Here is an 18,129-nt window from a genome sequence, read left to right on the forward strand (position 1 = left end):
ATTGATTTAATGCGCAGCAGTTATTAATAACCTTTTTTGCTGTTTTGAGATCCCTCTTATTCAAAAAATCAAATAAGATTTCATTGATCTGTTTAAGCGGCCTTTTTATAATTTGTTACCTTTCTTTGGACCGCTGGTCATTGATCCTAATGAAAGTTTCCGGGACCGTGTTGGTCTCTTTTTTTGCTGTTCGGACTCTAAATAAATGAAGCTTTTGAAGACAGTACCCGTGCTTGTGATGGCGGCGGGTGTGTTTGTATCAATGCACGCGTTTGCAGATGATACCGTTTTTACTGTCATGGATGATCCCTCTACCGCTAAAGCGCCGTTTGAAGGCGGTGTAAACGGTGGTTATCTGGCTCAGTCCGGCAATACAAAGAGTTCCTCTTTGACTGCTGATTCCACCTTGACCTGGTACGGCGAGACTACCGCCTGGTCTTTGTGGGGCAACGCCAGCAATACATCGTCAAATGATGTGCGTTCGTCTGAAAAATACGCAGTAGGTGGCCGTAGCCGTTATAACATGACGGATTACGATTACCTGTTTGGCCAGGCGAGCTGGTTAACTGACCGCTATAACGGCTATAGCGATCGCGACGTGCTGACTGCTGGTTATGGTCGTCAGTTCCTGAATGGTCCGGTTCACAGCCTGCGCTTTGAATTCGGTCCTGGTGTTCGTTATGACAAGTACACCGACGGCAACACGAAAACGACTGGGCTCGGTTATGCTTCCGGCACCTACGCCTGGCAGATGACTGATACCACGAAATTCACGCAGGGTGTTTCCGTATTTGGTGCGGACGATACCACCGTGAACTCTGAAACAGCGCTGAACGTAGCGATTAACGCGCACTTTGCTCTGAAAGTTGCGTATAACCTGACCTGGAACTCCCAGCCACCGTCAACGGCGCCGGATCATACCGATCGCAGAACGACGGTAACGTTAGGCTATAAAATGTAATTTGTTGGGCCGAAAATATCGGCCCATCTTTTTTATTTGTTAATTTGTGCTCTTTTCATTCCACTATTTATTTTCAATTTCGTTTAAGTATTCTTTTCTCTTCATAATTTCCTCACAATTAATATTTGGGTTACACATTCAGTTTATTTGACACGAATAGATAAATAAATTGACTGTGCAAAAGTGTGATCCAGATCTACACTAAGAACACGGGCAAAAAAAGCCCAGCCAGTTAATGTTGTTATTCAAGTATGAGAATTTAATTATGAAAAAAATCAAAACCGCTGCGGTCGCCGTCGTGCTTTCTGCACTCTCTTTTGGCGTTTTCGCGGCTCAGCCTGCAGTAACTGCCAGCCAGACTAACACTAACATCACCAACATTGAAGCGGGTTCCAATATGGTTCCGGTGTCTCATTCCACGCAGGGTTCAAATGACAATGCGTTTAACGCACATACCCTGGTTGCGGGCGAGTGGAACTAAATACATTTTCAGTTAATTCATTAACTTTGAAAAAAACCGGATTTAGTCGTACCGGTTTTTTGTATTTGTGCGGCAATGCGGATTTTGTAAGATAAGGTTATTTCGCTGCGGACGAAAAATGATTTTGTTATTAAGTGCTGTTATTAAATGAAGTGAAAATACAATGTTAGCTACGAAGAAGCGCCAGAATATTTTCTGCAGACTGGTTAGCGACTTTTAGCACCATATCCTGGCTCTGCTGTAATATCTGCGCTTTCGCCATCTTACTGACTTCCAGCGCGTAATCCGCATCTTCAATCCGGCTCTGCGCCGCTTGTGTTGCAACATTTTGCTGTGCCAGTACCGATTTATTCGATTCAAAACGATTGATATACGCGCCATATTGCGCGCGCCAGCCGCTTACTTTCTCGAGTGCTTTGTCAAGCGCACCCATTGCGACACCTGCTGAGGCCGCCGTTTGCAAGGATGTCGCGTTTAAACCCAGTGATTTCACATCAGCCGGAGTGGCTGGCATGGTTACGGATTGTATATCATCCCCAACGTTCGCGCTGGTTACGACCTCCCACGGGCGACTCTGCTTCGGCGGTTCCGCCGGCGTTATTGTTGGTTTTGGCAGCGTTCCCCAGGTTAAGTTGCTGGTGAAAGAGCCACTGCCGACGATCATCACCACCAAATCTTCCGTAACGTTATCGATCTTTACGCGCTCAAGTCGGTTTGAACCGTTGCTACCATCATTGTAAGCATTGCCCGGTTCGTAACGGTCACCATCGCCGCTGTAAGCAATAGCCATACCGTTGTAATTCAGCGTTTCGCTACCGTTTAGCGCCCAGGCTGCGCCGCCATCAATCAGTAAAGAATCGTCGTAGGTAGCGCCATGCGCAAAACCGTTGGCTTCGGTCAGAACCCGGCTGGTCGCTTTCGCTGAATCCGTGATGCCACGACTTTTCCATGTATAGTCCGGGGCTGCGCCGTTAATTGGTGTACCGGCCAGATGCTTACCATCGCGCGTGAATAACTGGATGTCATCATCCAGGCCCAGTGAATCAATGGTAATAGCAATATTCGTCGAACCGGCAGGGATGTAAGCCAGCGAGACAATGCCTGAACTGAACGAATAATTGGTACCCTGAACCGGAAACTTGACGTTTAACGGCGGCACATCACCAATCAACTCCGGTGGCAGTTCGGGTGAATCAGTAGCCAACGGGTATCGTCCAAAAATCTCGGTACCCTCTGAGATTGACTGAATATTGTTAAGAATATTTTGATATTCGTTCTGAATGCTTTGCCGGTCATTCTCCGAGAGGGTGCTATTTCCTGACTGTATGGCCAGGCTTTTCGCCCGGATCAGAAGTTCGCTAACAGTGTTCAAACTGCTATCGGCGGTCTGTGCCATACTGATAGCATCATCAAGACCACGCGATACCACGCTATCCGCACTGGCGTTAGAGCGCATGCGATTAGCGATAGACTGCCCGGCAGCATCATCCTTTGCGCCATTAATGCGCAACCCCGATGACAGACGTTCAATACTTTCCTGAAGCGAAGAAGACGTTTTTTTTCGGGTAGTGAGGTTCAGCCCGATAAACTCATTATGATTGATTGCCTGCATTACCGTCATTAATTCATTCAGACCGCTAATGAATTAATCATCGGCAAAGGGGTGAGTAACTTTAAGGTAAATTCGCGGAAAAATTTAACTTTGTGCAAGTGTCTGAAAATAGATGGCGTGCAGAAAAAAGCCTGTTGCGTTACCTCTTCACGCTGCCAGGTGATAGAGGCAGTGTACAGTTGTTGCTAACAATATGCTTTACTGACTCTTTTTACAGATGTAAGCCGCATTCTTCGTGAGGCAGGCTGCTTATCAAAACCATCGCCACCGGAGGTGAAATGGGAACATCAAAAGACGAAGCGTTATATGACGAAATGTGCCGTGTAGTGGGGAAAGTCGTGCTGGAGATGCGCGATCTCGGACAAGAACCTAAACATATTGTGATTGCCGGGGTGGTCAGAACTATGTTGGCCAATACAAAAATTAAGCGTTCCGGGCTAACGCAAGAAGCGATGGAAACCGTGATCCGCGCTTTAGGTTACAACGCCTGAAAAAGCAGGTTGGATATGATAAAGAAAGGCACGTGCGTGCCTTTCTGAACAGTCATACCTGGTCAACGAAGGTGGCGTTATTGACGCCGTTTCTTGTAACGGCCCGGAAGGGAGCGGGATGACTTCATGCTGTGGTGCTTATAAAACGAAAAAATAATGATCGCGAGAAGCGCGAAAATAATAACGAAGTAAAGGATTACCATGTTTTATCAGTAGGTTAGGTGTTAACGGGTAGCCAAATAAACGGCTTGAGATACCGCTATGTCAAGAATTTGGTAAAAATTCAGACAATCCTTAGGTTGGGTGGTTGTTTTTGAAACGTTTTCTGTGCGGAGTTTTGAAACTGCAATAAAGCCGCACTCTTGAGCTGAGTCACACTAATCCTTTCAACCCCCTTCGCAAATGTGTACTATTGCCGGGTACTTAACAGCGGCAGGTAAGGGTATCAGGTAGCAGTTGATCTCTACGCTGTACAGATTCCGCAGAGTGAAGCGAGAAAACTTATCGTCGCGGCTGTTATATCTTTGATCTCTCATTTTGTATGTGCTCTTTGGTGCGGGGCACCACTGCAAATTAAGGAAATGAAATGCCTGTAATTACTCTTCCTGATGGCAGCCAACGCCATTACGACCACGCTGTAAGCCCAATGGATGTTGCGCTGGATATCAGTCCGGGACTGGCGAAAGCCTGTATCGCTGGCCGCGTCAACGGTGAACTGGTAGATGCATGCGATGTGATTGACAGCGATGCCAAACTTGCCATCATCACCGCAAAAGATGAGGACGGACTGGAAATCATTCGCCACTCCTGCGCGCATCTGTTAGGTCATGCGATTAAGCAACTTTGGCCCAACACCAAAATGGCTATTGGTCCGGTTATTGATAACGGTTTCTACTATGACGTTGATCTTGACCATACGCTGACCCAGGAAGATATCGACGCGCTCGAAAAGCGTATGCATGAGCTCGCCGAAACAAACTACGATGTCATCAAGCAGAAAGTAAGCTGGAAAGAGGCGCGTGAAACGTTTGTTAAACGCGGCGAAAGCTATAAAGTTTCGATCCTTGATGAAAATATTGCCCATGATGACAAGCCTGGCTTGTATCATCATCAGGAATATGTCGACATGTGCCGTGGTCCGCACGTGCCGAATATGCGTTTCTGCCATCACTTCAAATTGATGAAAACAGCGGGTGCCTACTGGCGCGGTGACAGCAATAATAAAATGCTGCAGCGTATCTATGGTACCGCGTGGGCAGATAAAAAAGCGCTGAACGCTTATCTGCAACGTCTGGAAGAAGCGGCAAAACGCGATCACCGTAAAATCGGGAAACAGCTCGATCTGTATCACATGCAGGAAGAAGCGCCGGGTATGGTGTTCTGGCATAACGATGGCTGGACTATCTTCCGCGAACTGGAAACTTTCGTACGTTCTAAACTGAAAGAGTACCAGTATCAGGAAGTGAAAGGCCCGTTCATGATGGACCGTGTGCTGTGGGAAAAAACCGGCCACTGGGACAACTACAAAGATGCCATGTTTACGACGTCTTCTGAGAACCGTGAATATTGCATCAAGCCGATGAACTGCCCGGGTCACGTTCAGATCTTTAACCAGGGCTTAAAATCCTACCGCGACCTGCCGTTACGTATGGCAGAGTTCGGTAGTTGCCATCGTAACGAGCCGTCAGGCGCTCTGCATGGCTTAATGCGTGTACGCGGCTTCACTCAGGATGACGCTCACATCTTCTGTACAGAAGAGCAGGTGCGTGATGAAGTGAACGCTTGTATTCGTTTAGTCTACGATATGTACAGCACCTTTGGCTTCGAGAAGATCGTCGTCAAACTCTCCACTCGTCCGGAAAAACGTATCGGTAGCGACGAGATGTGGGATCGTGCTGAGGCGGACCTGGCTGTGGCGCTGGAAGAGAATAATATCCCGTTTGAGTATCAACTGGGTGAAGGCGCATTCTATGGTCCGAAAATTGAATTTACCCTGTATGACTGCCTCGATCGTGCATGGCAGTGCGGTACTGTCCAGCTGGACTTCTCCTTGCCGTCTCGTCTGAATGCCTCTTATGTTGGCGAAAGTAACGAGCGACAAGTCCCGGTGATGATTCACCGTGCAATTCTTGGTTCTCTGGAGCGCTTTATCGGCATCCTGACTGAGGAATTTGCGGGCTTCTTCCCAACCTGGCTTGCCCCCGTGCAGGTAGTTGTGATGAACATCACTGATTCGCAGGCTGAATACGTTAACGAATTGACCCGTAAACTGCAAAATGCGGGCATTCGTGTAAAAGCAGACTTGAGAAACGAGAAGATTGGCTTTAAAATCCGCGAGCACACTTTACGTCGTGTCCCTTATATGCTGGTTTGTGGTGACAAAGAGGTTGAAGCCGGCAAAGTAGCTGTGCGTACCCGTCGCGGTAAAGACCTGGGTAGCCTGGACGTAAATGATGTTATCGAGAAGCTGCAACAAGAGATTCGCAGCCGCAGTCTTCAACAACTGGAGGAATAAGGTATTAAAGGCGGAAAACGAGTTCAAACGGCGCGTCCCAATCGTATTAATGGCGAGATTCGCGCCACGGAAGTTCGCTTAACAGGTCTGGAAGGCGAGCAGCTTGGTATTGTGAGTCTCAGAGAAGCTCTGGAAAAAGCTGAAGAAGCCGGGGTCGATTTAGTCGAAATTAGCCCTAACGCCGAGCCGCCCGTTTGCCGTATAATGGATTACGGCAAGTTCCTCTATGAAAAGAGCAAATCTTCTAAGGAACAGAAGAAGAAGCAAAAAGTTATTCAGGTTAAGGAAATCAAATTCCGACCTGGTACAGATGAAGGCGACTATCAGGTAAAACTCCGCAGCCTGATTCGCTTTCTCGAAGAGGGCGATAAGGCCAAAATCACGCTGCGTTTCCGCGGTCGTGAGATGGCCCACCAACAGATCGGTATGGAAGTGCTTAATCGCGTGAAAGAAGATCTGGTTGAACTGGCAGTAGTCGAATCCTTCCCAACGAAGATCGAAGGCCGCCAGATGATCATGGTGCTTGCTCCGAAGAAGAAACAGTAAGGCCATCAAGTAACTAAACCTGTGGGCCACAAGCTCACGGGTTCAGTTCGCCTTTGTTTCGTTTATTAACAATGCGAAGTGGAAGTTAAAAAATGCCAAAAATTAAGACCGTACGCGGTGCTGCTAAGCGCTTCAAAAAAACCGGTAAAGGTGGATTTAAGCACAAGCACGCTAACCTGCGTCATATTCTGACCAAAAAAGCTACCAAGCGTAAACGTCACCTGCGTCCGAAAGCCATGGTTTCTAAAGGCGATCTGGGCCTGGTAATCGCGTGCCTGCCGTACGCATAAGTCGTTAACCTTTTAACTTTTTTAAGAATATAGATACAGGAGAGAGCATATGGCTCGCGTAAAACGTGGTGTGATTGCACGTGCACGTCATAAGAAAATTTTGAAACAAGCTAAAGGTTACTACGGCGCGCGTTCACGCGTTTACCGTGTTGCCTTCCAGGCTGTTATCAAAGCTGGTCAGTACGCTTATCGTGACCGTCGTCAGAAAAAGCGTCAGTTCCGTCAACTGTGGATTGCACGTATCAACGCAGCAGCACGTCAGAACGGTATTTCTTACAGCAAATTCATCAACGGCCTGAAAAAAGCCTCTGTTGAAATCGACCGTAAGATCCTTGCTGACATCGCAGTATTCGACAAAGTGGCATTTACTGCCCTGGTTGAAAAAGCGAAAGCAGCTCTGGCGTAAGCCAGTTTAAGAGAGGGAGCTTAGCTCCCTCTTTTGCTTTAACATTATCAATGCATTGACATTTTGCCGTGATGCGTTTTCAATAAGCCATCACCGCCACTTACCCTGTTAAGGTAACGCAAGCATGAATGCTGCTATTTTCCGCTTCTTTTTTTACTTTAGCACCTGAATCCGGGAGGCTAGCGCGTGAAAGAAGAAACGGAAAACAGCGCCAGAAAGCCTCCCTTGTGGAGGCTTTTTTTATATCTGCCGCTTGTAAATATCGTCATATAACGAGGAAAACCATGTCACATCTCGCAGAGCTGGTTGCCAGTGCGAAGGCAGCCATTAACGATGCTTCAGATGTCGCCGCGCTGGACAACGTACGCGTCGAATACCTGGGCAAGAAAGGGCACCTGACCCTTCAGATGACCACCCTGCGTGAGCTGCCGCCAGAAGAGCGCCCGGCTGCGGGTGCGGTGATCAACGAAGCGAAAGAGCAAGTGCAGCAAGCGCTGAACGCGCGTAAATCGGACCTTGAAAATGCTGCATTAAATGCACGCCTGGCTGCCGAAACTATTGATGTGTCGCTGCCGGGGCGGCGAGTTGAGAATGGCGGTTTGCATCCGGTGACCCGCACAATCGACCGCATCGAAAGCTTCTTTGGTGAGCTTGGCTTTACTGTCGCCACGGGTCCGGAAATCGAAGATGATTATCATAACTTCGATGCGTTGAACATCCCAAGCCACCACCCGGCGCGTGCTGATCACGACACCTTCTGGTTTGACGCAACCCGTCTGTTGCGTACCCAGACTTCAGGTGTACAGATCCGCACGATGGAAAATCAGCAGCCGCCGATCCGCATTATTGCGCCGGGCCGTGTATATCGTAACGACTACGACCAGACGCACACTCCGATGTTCCATCAGATGGAAGGGCTGATTGTTGATAAAAATATCAGCTTCACCAATCTGAAAGGTACGCTGCACGACTTCCTGCGTAACTTCTTTGAAGAAGATTTGCAGATCCGCTTCCGTCCATCCTATTTCCCTTTTACTGAGCCCTCAGCGGAAGTGGATGTCATGGGTAAAAACGGCAAATGGCTGGAGGTACTTGGCTGCGGGATGGTGCATCCGAACGTACTGCGTAATGTCGGTATTGATCCGGAAGTTTACTCAGGTTTTGCATTCGGTATGGGGATGGAGCGCCTGACAATGCTCCGTTACGGTGTCACCGACTTGCGCGCGTTCTTCGAAAACGATTTGCGTTTCCTCAAACAGTTTAAATAAAGGCAGGCAAAATAATGAAATTCAGTGAACTGTGGTTACGCGAATGGGTTAATCCAGCCATTGATAGCGAAGCGCTGTCCGGGCAAATCACCATGGCGGGTCTTGAAGTCGATGGGGTTGAACCGGTTGCCGGTGCATTTCATGGCGTGGTCGTGGGCGAAGTGATGGAGTGCGCTCAGCACCCGAACGCCGACAAACTGCGCGTAACGAAAGTAAACGTGGGCGGTGAGCGCCTGCTGGACATCGTCTGTGGCGCGCCAAACTGTCGCCTTGGGCTCAAAGTCGCGGTCGCCACTGTCGGTGCGGTACTGCCGGGCGATTTCAAAATCAAAGCGGCAAAACTGCGTGGCGAGCCGTCGGAAGGCATGCTCTGTTCTTTCTCCGAGCTGGGTATTTCTGACGATCATACCGGCATTATTGAACTGCCTGCAGATGCGCCGATCGGCACCGATATCCGTGAATATTTAAAACTGGATGACAACACCATCGAAATCAGCGTGACGCCGAACCGTGCCGATTGCCTCGGGATCATCGGTGTGGCGCGTGATGTTGCGGTGCTCAACAAATCTCCGCTGACCGAGCCGGATATCGCACCCGTTGCCGCTACCATCGCCGATACGCTGCCGATTACTGTGGAAGCGGCAGAGGCCTGTCCGCGCTACCTTGGCCGTGTAGTGAAAGGGATTAACGTCAAAGCGCCAACTCCGCTGTGGATGAAAGAGAAGCTGCGCCGTTGCGGCATTCGCTCGATTGACGCCGTTGTGGACGTTACCAACTACGTGCTGCTGGAACTGGGGCAGCCGATGCATGCGTTTGACCGCGACCGCCTGGATGGCGGCATTGTGGTGCGTATGGCGAAAGAGGGTGAAACCCTGGTGCTGCTGGACGGTAATGAAGCCAAACTGAACGCAGACACGCTGGTGATTGCCGACCATAGCAAAGCGCTGGCAATGGGCGGTATCTTCGGTGGTGAGCACTCTGGTGTAAACAGCGAAACGCAGAACGTGCTGCTGGAATGTGCTTTCTTCAACCCGCTGTCCATTACTGGCCGCGCGCGCCGTCACGGTTTGCATACTGATGCTTCTCATCGTTATGAGCGTGGTGTCGATCCACAATTGCAATACAAAGCGATGGAACGCGCCACGCGTCTGCTGCTTGATATCTGCGGCGGTGACGCCGGCCCGGTGATTGATGTCACTAATGAAGCCACTCTGCCGAAACGCGCGACCATCCGTTTGCGCCGTAGCAAACTGGATCGTCTGATTGGTCATCATATTGCCGACGAACAGGTCAGCGATATTCTGAACCGCCTGGGCTGCGAAGTGACTGAAGGCCAGGACGAGTGGCTGGCGGTTGCCCCGAGCTGGCGTTTCGACATGGAAATTGAAGAAGATCTGGTCGAAGAAGTTGCTCGCGTTTATGGCTACAACAATATTCCTGATGAGCCGGTGCAGGCTGGCCTGATTATGGGCGAGCACCGCGAAGCAAACCTGTCGATGAAGCGTGTTAAAACCATGCTTAACGATAAAGGCTACCAGGAAGTCATTACTTACAGCTTTGTCGATCCGAAGCTGCAGCAACTGATTCATCCAGGTGAGGAAGCACTCATCCTGCCAAGCCCAATCTCCAGCGAGATGTCGGCGATGCGCCTCTCTCTGTGGACCGGTTTGCTCGGCACTATCGTTTATAACCAGAATCGTCAGCAGAGCCGTGTGCGTATTTTCGAAACCGGCCTGCGCTTTGTACCTGATACGCAAGCTAATCTTGGCATCCGTCAGGATGTGATGCTGGCCGGCGCGATTTGCGGTAACCGTTATGACGAGCACTGGGATCTGGTGAAAGGAAGCGTCGATTTCTTCGATTTAAAAGGCGATCTTGAGTCCGTGCTGGAACTTACAGGTAAACTTTCCGCCATTGAGTTTCGCGCGGAAACGAATCCTGCACTGCACCCAGGCCAATCTGCAGCGATTTATCTGAAAGATAAGCGCATTGGTTTTATTGGGGTTGTTCACCCGGAACTGGAACGTAAGCTTGATCTGAACGGCCGCACACTGGTATTTGAACTGGAGTGGAATGCGCTTGCAGACCGCGTGGTTCCTCAGGCTCAGGAGATTTCGCGCTTCCCTGCGAACCGTCGTGATATCGCTGTCGTGGTCGCAGAAAATGTGCCTGCAGCAGATGTTTTGGGCGAATGTAAGAAAGTTGGCGTAAATCAGGTAGTTGGCGTAAACTTATTTGACGTGTACCGCGGTAAGGGTGTAGCGGAAGGGTATAAGAGCCTTGCCATTAGCCTGATCCTTCAGGATACCAGCCGTACACTCGAAGAAGAGGAGATTGCCGCTACCGTTGCCAGATGTGTAGAGGCATTAAAAGAGCGATTCCAGGCATCATTGAGGGATTGAACCTATGGCGCTTACAAAAGCTGAAATGTCAGAATATCTGTTTGATAAGCTTGGGCTTAGCAAACGGGACGCAAAAGAGCTGGTAGAGCTGTTTTTCGAAGAGATCCGTCGTGCTCTGGAAAACGGTGAGCAGGTAAAACTCTCCGGCTTTGGCAATTTCGATTTGCGCGACAAAAATCAACGTCCGGGTCGTAATCCAAAAACGGGCGAAGATATTCCCATTACAGCCCGGCGCGTGGTGACCTTCAGACCCGGCCAGAAGTTAAAGAGCCGTGTCGAAAACGCTTCGCCCAAAGCTGAATGATATGAACTAATTAAAAAGGCCGCATCGCGGCCTTTTTTCTTTTCAGCATCCGGCATCAACCTTAGAATCAGTGGCCTTGCTGACCAAGAAAACGGAAAACATGCTGGCATACGCTCATCTTCAACAGCAACGCAACCGCCGCTGGCTGGGTGGATTACTGCTGCTCTTACTCTTCGCGCTGCTGTTTAGTCTCTGCGCGGGCGATCAATGGATTTTTCCGGGCGCCTGGTTTACGCCGGATGGGCAACTGTTTGTCTGGCAAATTCGTTTGCCGCGCACGCTAGCCGTGTTGTTGGTTGGGGCTGCACTGGCGTTGTGCGGTGCGGTGATGCAGGCACTGTTCGAAAACCCGCTTGCGGAACCAGGATTGCTTGGTGTCTCAAGCGGTGCGGGCGTTGGGCTCATTGCTGCTGTATTGCTGGGTGGCGGATTGCTCCCTGGCTGGGCGCTCGGCGTTTGTGCGATCGCTGGCGCGCTCGTTGTGACGCTGATTCTGCTGCGTTTCGCGCGCCGCCATATCTCTACCAGCCGTTTACTGCTGGCTGGTGTCGCGTTGGGTATTATCTGTACCGCATTGATGACCTGGGCCGTCTATTTCTCTTCCTCCTTCGATTTGCGCCAGTTGATGTACTGGATGATGGGCGGTTTCGGTGGCGTGGACTGGCAACAAAGTTGGCTGATGGCGGCGCTGGTGCCAGTCATCATTTGGGTCTGTTTCCAGTCCCGGCCCTTGAATATGCTGGCGCTGGGAGACATTTCCGCGCGCCAGTTAGGGTTACCGATGTGGATATGGCGAAACGTGCTGGTGGTAGCCACGGGCTGGCTGGTCGGGGTAAGCGTCGCGCTGGCAGGCTCAATTGGTTTTATCGGTCTGGTTATTCCACATATCTTACGTCTGTGCGGTTTGACCGATCATCGGGCATTACTGCCTGGCTGCGCACTGGCAGGGGCGGTGGCACTGTTATTTGCCGATGTGATAGCGCGTCTGGCGCTCAGTGCGGCCGAGTTGCCGATAGGCGTTGTGACCTCGACGCTGGGCGCGCCGGTATTTATCTGGCTATTATTGAGAGCCGGGCGTTGAGCCCGCAAACCATAACATTCATTAAGGTGACGCTATGCAACAGGATATTCTCAATACTGAAGTTAAGACTATCGATGGCGAGCAGACAACGCTTGCCGGTTACCACGGCAAGGTGCTGCTGTTGGTCAACGTCGCCTCGAAATGTGGGCTGACGCCGCAGTACGAACAGCTGGAGCAGATGCAAAAAGAATTTGAAAGTGAAGGTTTTACCGTACTCGGTTTCCCCTGCAATCAGTTTCTCGGCCAGGAACCGGGTTCAGAAGAGGAAATTAAAACCTTCTGTAGCACCACGTATGGCGTAACATTTCCGCTGTTCAGCAAAATCGATGTGAATGGCGAAGCACGTCACCCGCTGTATAAAAAGCTGGTTGCCGCAGCGCCGAAGGCCGTTGCACCTCAGGGCAGCGGTTTCTACGAACGTATGGAGAGCAAAGGTCGTGCGCCGAAAGAGCCGGGCGATATCCTGTGGAATTTTGAAAAATTCCTGATTGGTCGTGACGGCAAGGTGATTCAACGCTTCTCTCCGGATATGACACCGGAAGATCCGATTCTCGTTGACGCGGTAAAACAGGCGCTGGCGAAGTAATGTCGATGCTATTGCAGCTTCAGGATGTGGCTGAACCCGGCAGGCTTGGGCCGATAACGGCATCGGTCGGCCGGGGAGAAATTCTGCATCTTGTCGGGCCGAATGGTGCGGGGAAAAGCACACTGCTGGCGCGCATTGCCGGGTTATCGGGCGGGCAGGGAAGTGTGCTGTTTAATGCCCGTTCGCTGGCGCAGTGGCCTGCATCGCAACTGGCGCAACATCGTGCTTACCTGGCCCAACAGCAGACACCGCCGTTCGCTATGCCTGTCTGGCAGTACTTGTCCCTGCATCAGCGCGATAACGCACAAACCGCGCTGCTGGCGCAGATTGCGGGTAAGCTCGGCCTCAGCGATAAGCTGGGGCGGGCGGTGAATCACCTGTCAGGCGGCGAATGGCAACGGGTACGCTTAGCGGCGGTGATTTTACAGATTCACCCGGCCGGCAACCCCGCCGGAGAGCTTTTATTGCTGGATGAGCCGATGAATAGCCTCGATGTTGCCCAGCAGGCGGCACTGGATAAGCTTTTAAACGAGCTGGTTGCCGCAGGTATTACCGTGGTGATGAGTAGCCACGATCTTAACCATACGTTGAGGCATGCGCGCCAGGCATGGTTGCTCAGCGGTGGCAAACTGTTAATGAGCGGACGGCAGAATGAGGTGCTGACGCCATCGCATCTGGCGACGGCGTATGGTTTGGCTTTTCGCCAACTGGATGTGGAAGGTCACCGCGTGCTGATCCCTACAACGTGACGAAAACGTGACTTGCCACATATCTGATTCACACGGTAGATTATTCCGAGAAAAAGAAATAAAGAGGCTTGATCCAGGATGCGTATCTGGTTATTGCTGGCAGCGGCGTTATTCCTTGCAGGATGTAGTTCTCATCGCGCGCCGCCGCCAAATCCAAGATTGTCAGATTCGATAACCGTTATTGCTGGCCTGAATGATCAGCTCAGCCAGTGGCATGGTACGCCCTATCGCTACGGTGGCATGAGCCGATCCGGCGTTGATTGTTCCGGCTTCGTTATGATGACGTTTCGCGATAAGTTTTCGTTGCAATTGCCGCGCGAGACGCGGCAACAGGCGGAAATTGGCACGAAAATCGATAAAGATGAGTTGCTGCCAGGCGATCTGGTTTTCTTTAAAACCGGTTCCGGAGAGAGCGGGTTGCACGTTGGAATTTACGATACAGATAATGAGTTCATTCATGCCTCAACCAGCCGGGGAGTGATGCGTTCTTCGCTGGATAATGTCTACTGGCGTAAAAATTTCTGGCAAGCACGCCGCATCTAGAATGAGAAAGCCCGCAAGGGCTTTTTTTAAACCAGGAAATTTCCACTAAATAATCACGTTTATCTTAATTAAGATCTGTGTACATTGGGATCCGGACATCCATCAATTCGTTATCAGGCTAATAAAGGTTAAGGAGAAGCCAAATATAAAACGGGAAAAAAATGAAGTTAATCTCATTTAAAACAATAGATTTGAAATATTTCCACCTGTGTTTGACAATGCCGGATATCACCCTTAATGCGGGGCTGGCGCAATGATAGTATCGCTGGATGACACATATCGCTCTGAGCTTCTATTACTGCCTGCGAGGAAAGGTAACGGAATGCTACAGGGACTGGAAATTATCGTTAACTTTGTGGGGCCAGACAGCAATGTCCGCACGCCTACAGAGCTGGTCATTCCGCGCCTTACGCCTGAAGAAATACTCGCTTTATTCAATGAACAACTGGCACTCCTTGAAGCCTGCCAACTCTTTTTTATTCAACATCAATTAACGGCCTGGATTAATATTGCGCCCTCTTTGGTTGATGTCTTGTTGGCAGATGAAACGCTAGCGACAAACATTAGGAAATTTCCTTTTCTTGAATTTACCATTAATGAGAATTTTCCCGATCTAAATAAGGGAAAAGATAATCACCCCTTGTTTCTATTGGCGAAACAATATTCACTGGTGCTGGCTAATTTTGGTGCCGGAACCGCTTCGACAAAAGCCATTTTTGATGGTTTATTTAAGCGCGTGGTACTGGATAAAAATTTTGTTCATCAGCGGCTGGCGTCACCTTCATTCGAACCTTTTATGCGGGTGATTGTTGCGCAGCTTGAACCCTATTGTGATGCATTGATGATTGCAGGCATTGATGATGAACAGGCGCTCAACCGGGCAGCAGCCTTTTCCTTTAGCGCCATGCAGGGTGCCATGTGGCCACCCGTCACCGTTGAACAGTTAACCTCTCTGGTTCAGCCATAGCCCTGCTTTTGCCTGGTGTTTAAACGCCAAAGTTAGCACTACACTAAAGGCAGGAGGAACCATGACCCTGTCTTTTACTACCCACTGGCGAGATGAATTGCCAGATTTTTATACCGCATTATCCCCAACACCGCTGCACAACGCCCGTCTGCTATGGCGCAATGAGCCACTGGCACATGCGCTGAATGTACCGGATGCGCTGTTTCATCCCGTCTCGGGAGCCGGCATCTGGGGCGGCGAAGCGCTGTTACCCGGCATGTCTCCACTGGCGCAGGTTTATAGTGGACATCAGTTTGGTGTCTGGGCCGGGCAATTAGGTGATGGACGCGGGATTTTGCTCGGTGAGCAGCAACTCCCGGACGGCACAACCCGGGACTGGCACTTAAAAGGTGCCGGGCTGACGCCGTATTCACGCATGGGGGATGGCCGCGCGGTGTTGCGTTCGACCATCCGTGAAAGTCTGGCTTCGGAAGCGATGCACTATCTGGGGATCCCGACCACGCGGGCATTGAGCATTGTGACCAGCGATACGCCAGTCATGCGCGAAACGCAGGAGCAGGGCGCGATGCTGATGCGTATTGCCGAAAGTCATGTGCGCTTTGGTCATTTCGAACATTTTTACTACCGACGCGATCCGCAAAAAGTCCGTCAACTGGCAGATTTTGTTATCCGTCATCACTGGCCGGAATTGCAAAACGAAAGCGATAAATATGTCGCATGGTTCCGGAATGTCGTACGGCGCACCGCGCAGATGATTGCGCGCTGGCAAGCGGTAGGGTTCGCGCACGGTGTAATGAATACCGATAACATGTCGATTCTTGGTTTAACAATCGACTATGGCCCGTTCGGTTTTCTCGATGATTACCAGCCTGGTTTTATCTGTAACCACTCTGATTACCAGGGGCGGTACAGCTTTGAAAACCAGCCGGCGGTGGCGCTGTGGAATCTGCAGCGCCTGGCGCAGTCGCTATCGCCCTTTATTGCTGTGGAGGGGTTAAACGCCGCGCTGGATGATTACCAGCACCAGTTACTCACAGAGTATGGCCTGTTGATGCGCGGCAAGCTGGGCTTCTTTACTCGCCAGCAAGGCGATAACGATCTTCTGAATTCGCTGTTTGCGCTGATGGCGCGCGAAGGTAGCGATTATACGCGTACGTTCCGCATGCTCAGCCTGACCGAGCAGCAAAGCGCTGCGTTGCCGTTACGGGATGAGTTTATCGATCGCGGCGCATTTGATGACTGGTTTGCACAATATCGCTCACGCTTACAGCAGGAAAATATCGATGACGCACAGCGGCAGGCGCATATGCAACGGGTTAACCCGGCAATGGTGCTGCGAAACTGGCTGGCGCAGCGCGCTATTGATGCCGCAGAGAAAGGTGATAGCAGCGAGCTGGAGCGACTTCATGAGGCATTACGCCAGCCATTTATCGATCGCAGTGATGATTACGTCAGCCGTCCGCCCGACTGGGGCAAACGGCTGGAAGTCAGCTGTTCGAGTTGAAATGGCCTACTTTGTCAGGATCAATTTTCCGGCATGCGTCTGGCGCAGAAGGTATTGTTGCCCGTTGTGCTCAATAACGACGCGCCCTTCATCCCCCAGCAGTGAACGGCTGTGAATGCGGCGATCGGTTGGGGTGATGTGCGTGGGCTTTTCCTGAGGCGTGACCGGTGATGCAGGCGTGCTATCCATTTGCGACATATCTGTTTTAAGACAAACCAACAATGATAATGATTATCAATAGTATGGCGATGTGAAGCAAGGGCGATTGTTTACCTGAACGCAGTTCCCCCAGGAAAAAGTAGGGGGAATGCGTAATTGAGTCAGCAGGAAAAGGTTAAAAACGGGTGGCAACCGCGGTTGCGAGTTTTTCCAGCAGCAGTTCACTGTCTTCCCAGTTCAGGCATGGGTCGGTAATGGATTGCCCGTATACCAGCGGCTGGCCACTGACAATTTTTTGCGTGCCTTCTTGCAGGAAACTTTCCGCCATCACACCAGAGATCGCGAGCGAGCCATTACGAATTTGCGTACAAATGTCGTCACAGACATCCAACTGGCGGCGATGCTCTTTCTGGCAGTTGCCATGACTGAAATCCACCACCAGATGCTCCGGCAAACCAAATTCGCGTAGCGTATCGCAAGCGTTGGCAATATCTCCGGCATGGTAATTCGGTTTTTTACCGCCACGCATAATGATGTGGCCGTACGGGTTGCCGCTGGTCTGATAAATGGTCATTTGCCCGCTTTTATCCGGCGAGAGGAACATATGGCTGGCACGTGAAGCGCGGATCGCGTCAACGGCGATACGTGTATTGCCATCGGTACCGTTTTTAAAACCGACCGGGCAGGAAAGCGCCGAGGCCATTTCGCGGTGGATCTGGCTTTCCGTGGTGCGCGCGCCAATCGCTCCCCAGCTAATTAAATCGGCAATAAACTGGCCGGTCACCATATCGAGGAATTCGGTCGCGGTGGGTACTCCCAGCTCATTGACCTGCAATAGCAGTTTACGCGCCAGTTCAAGACCGTGATTTACGCGGTAACTGCCGTTCAGATCCGGATCGGAAATCAGTCCTTTCCAGCCCACTACGGTGCGCGGTTTTTCGAAGTAGGTGCGCATAACGATTTCCAGATGCGCGTGGTGTTTTTCACGTAATACTTGTAAACGGCTCGCGTAATCAACGGCGGCGTCAAGGTCGTGAATCGAGCAGGGACCAATAATCACCAACAGGCGGCGATCTTCACCATTCAGAATTTTTTCTATCCGCCGACGGGATGCGGTCACATGCTCCGCTACCTCTGAGGTAACAGGGTAGCGCTGCGCAAGTTCAGCTGGTGTCACCAGGCTGCTGATTGGCGCAGTGCGAAGTTCATCGGTTTTGTTCATCAAGAATCTCAAAAATTAGGTGCTTCAGCGGCAGGAATGCCG

The 18,129-nt window shown here is 50.8% G+C and carries 20 protein-coding genes and 1 other annotated feature; of the genes, 17 read left to right on the forward strand and 3 right to left on the reverse strand.

Translation table 11 applies throughout. The features are described from left to right. Positions 1-205: 205 nt before the first annotated feature. Both RT644_RS00535 and RT644_RS00540 read left to right on the forward strand, forming a co-directional pair. Positions 206-961 (forward strand): YdiY family protein, encoded by a 756-nt coding sequence (locus RT644_RS00535; RefSeq protein WP_044489379.1) that lies wholly within the window; start codon positions 206-208, stop codon positions 959-961. Positions 962-1,226: 265 nt separating this feature from the next. Beyond that, positions 1,227-1,442: a hypothetical protein gene (locus tag RT644_RS00540; protein WP_045511646.1), complete on the forward strand. Its 216-nt coding sequence runs from the start codon at positions 1,227-1,229 to the stop codon at positions 1,440-1,442. 166 nt (positions 1,443-1,608) lie between these two features. On the opposite strand, the gene RT644_RS00545 is transcribed toward RT644_RS00540, so the two are convergent. Beyond that, complete coding sequence (locus RT644_RS00545; protein WP_313625025.1) at positions 1,609-3,054, reverse strand: flagellin; 1,446 nt, start codon at positions 3,052-3,054, stop codon at positions 1,609-1,611. Positions 3,055-3,332: 278 nt separating this feature from the next. Here RT644_RS00545 and fumD point away from each other — a divergent pair, with 278 nt between their 5' ends. From fumD to selO, 15 genes are all read left to right on the forward strand, one after another. Next, entirely contained in the window at positions 3,333-3,545 is a 213-nt protein-coding gene (gene fumD, locus RT644_RS00550) for a fumarate hydratase FumD (protein WP_097407051.1), read from the forward strand. Positions 3,546-4,131: 586 nt separating this feature from the next. Beyond that, complete coding sequence (gene thrS, locus RT644_RS00555) at positions 4,132-6,060, forward strand: threonine--tRNA ligase (RefSeq protein ID WP_313625028.1); 1,929 nt, start codon at positions 4,132-4,134, stop codon at positions 6,058-6,060. 3 nt (positions 6,061-6,063) lie between these two features. Beyond that, a complete protein-coding gene (infC, locus tag RT644_RS00560; RefSeq protein ID WP_071908164.1) occupies positions 6,064-6,606 on the forward strand; it encodes a translation initiation factor IF-3 in 543 nt (180 codons plus the stop codon). A gap of 92 nt (positions 6,607-6,698) precedes the next feature. Next, on the forward strand, positions 6,699-6,896 hold the full coding sequence (rpmI, locus tag RT644_RS00565) for a 50S ribosomal protein L35 (RefSeq protein ID WP_001124225.1): 198 nt from the start codon (positions 6,699-6,701) through the stop codon (positions 6,894-6,896). A gap of 49 nt (positions 6,897-6,945) precedes the next feature. After that, a complete protein-coding gene (gene rplT / locus RT644_RS00570) occupies positions 6,946-7,302 on the forward strand; it encodes a 50S ribosomal protein L20 (RefSeq protein WP_013366084.1) in 357 nt (118 codons plus the stop codon). Positions 7,303-7,421: 119 nt separating this feature from the next. Next, positions 7,422-7,546: a sequence feature (Phe leader region), on the forward strand. Next, complete coding sequence (pheM, locus tag RT644_RS00575) at positions 7,427-7,471, forward strand: pheST operon leader peptide PheM (RefSeq protein ID WP_001386830.1); 45 nt, start codon at positions 7,427-7,429, stop codon at positions 7,469-7,471. (Overlaps the previous feature by 45 nt.) A 40-nt stretch (positions 7,547-7,586) precedes the next feature. Next, positions 7,587-8,570 (forward strand): phenylalanine--tRNA ligase subunit alpha, encoded by a 984-nt coding sequence (gene pheS / locus RT644_RS00580; RefSeq protein WP_313625030.1) that lies wholly within the window; start codon positions 7,587-7,589, stop codon positions 8,568-8,570. A 14-nt stretch (positions 8,571-8,584) separates the two neighbouring features. Further along, positions 8,585-10,972, forward strand: coding sequence for a phenylalanine--tRNA ligase subunit beta (gene pheT / locus RT644_RS00585; RefSeq protein WP_313625032.1), 2,388 nt, complete (start codon positions 8,585-8,587; stop codon positions 10,970-10,972). A 4-nt stretch (positions 10,973-10,976) separates the two neighbouring features. Next, positions 10,977-11,276: an integration host factor subunit alpha gene (gene ihfA / locus RT644_RS00590; protein WP_006820203.1), complete on the forward strand. Its 300-nt coding sequence runs from the start codon at positions 10,977-10,979 to the stop codon at positions 11,274-11,276. Positions 11,277-11,376: 100 nt separating this feature from the next. After that, positions 11,377-12,357, forward strand: coding sequence for a vitamin B12 ABC transporter permease BtuC (btuC, locus tag RT644_RS00595; protein ID WP_313625034.1), 981 nt, complete (start codon positions 11,377-11,379; stop codon positions 12,355-12,357). Between the two features lie 34 nt (positions 12,358-12,391). Continuing rightward, the gene (locus RT644_RS00600; protein WP_016496335.1) at positions 12,392-12,943 is read left to right on the forward strand and encodes a glutathione peroxidase; all 552 of its coding nucleotides are present in this window, start codon (positions 12,392-12,394) and stop codon (positions 12,941-12,943) included. Continuing rightward, positions 12,943-13,692, forward strand: a complete 750-nt coding sequence (gene btuD / locus RT644_RS00605; protein WP_313625036.1) for a vitamin B12 ABC transporter ATP-binding protein BtuD — start codon at positions 12,943-12,945, stop codon at positions 13,690-13,692. The genes RT644_RS00600 and btuD overlap by 1 nt, the downstream gene beginning before the upstream one ends. Before the next feature lie 78 nt (positions 13,693-13,770). Then, a complete protein-coding gene (locus RT644_RS00610) occupies positions 13,771-14,235 on the forward strand; it encodes a C40 family peptidase (protein ID WP_045511506.1) in 465 nt (154 codons plus the stop codon). Between the two features lie 253 nt (positions 14,236-14,488). After that, on the forward strand, positions 14,489-15,202 hold the full coding sequence (locus RT644_RS00615) for an EAL domain-containing protein (protein WP_044489375.1): 714 nt from the start codon (positions 14,489-14,491) through the stop codon (positions 15,200-15,202). A 61-nt stretch (positions 15,203-15,263) separates the two neighbouring features. Then, entirely contained in the window at positions 15,264-16,706 is a 1,443-nt protein-coding gene (gene selO / locus RT644_RS00620) for a protein adenylyltransferase SelO (RefSeq protein WP_313625040.1), read from the forward strand. A gap of 6 nt (positions 16,707-16,712) precedes the next feature. On the opposite strand, the gene hemP is transcribed toward selO, so the two are convergent. Both hemP and aroH read right to left on the reverse strand, forming a co-directional pair. Then, entirely contained in the window at positions 16,713-16,904 is a 192-nt protein-coding gene (hemP, locus tag RT644_RS00625) for a hemin uptake protein HemP (RefSeq protein WP_044489374.1), read from the reverse strand. A 136-nt stretch (positions 16,905-17,040) separates the two neighbouring features. Next, on the reverse strand, positions 17,041-18,087 hold the full coding sequence (aroH, locus tag RT644_RS00630; protein WP_016496329.1) for a 3-deoxy-7-phosphoheptulonate synthase AroH: 1,047 nt from the start codon (positions 18,085-18,087) through the stop codon (positions 17,041-17,043). Between the last annotated feature and the right edge of the window lie 42 nt (positions 18,088-18,129).

This window comes from Kosakonia sp., assembly GCF_032104925.1.
Taxonomy (GTDB): Bacteria; Pseudomonadota; Gammaproteobacteria; order Enterobacterales; family Enterobacteriaceae; genus Kosakonia.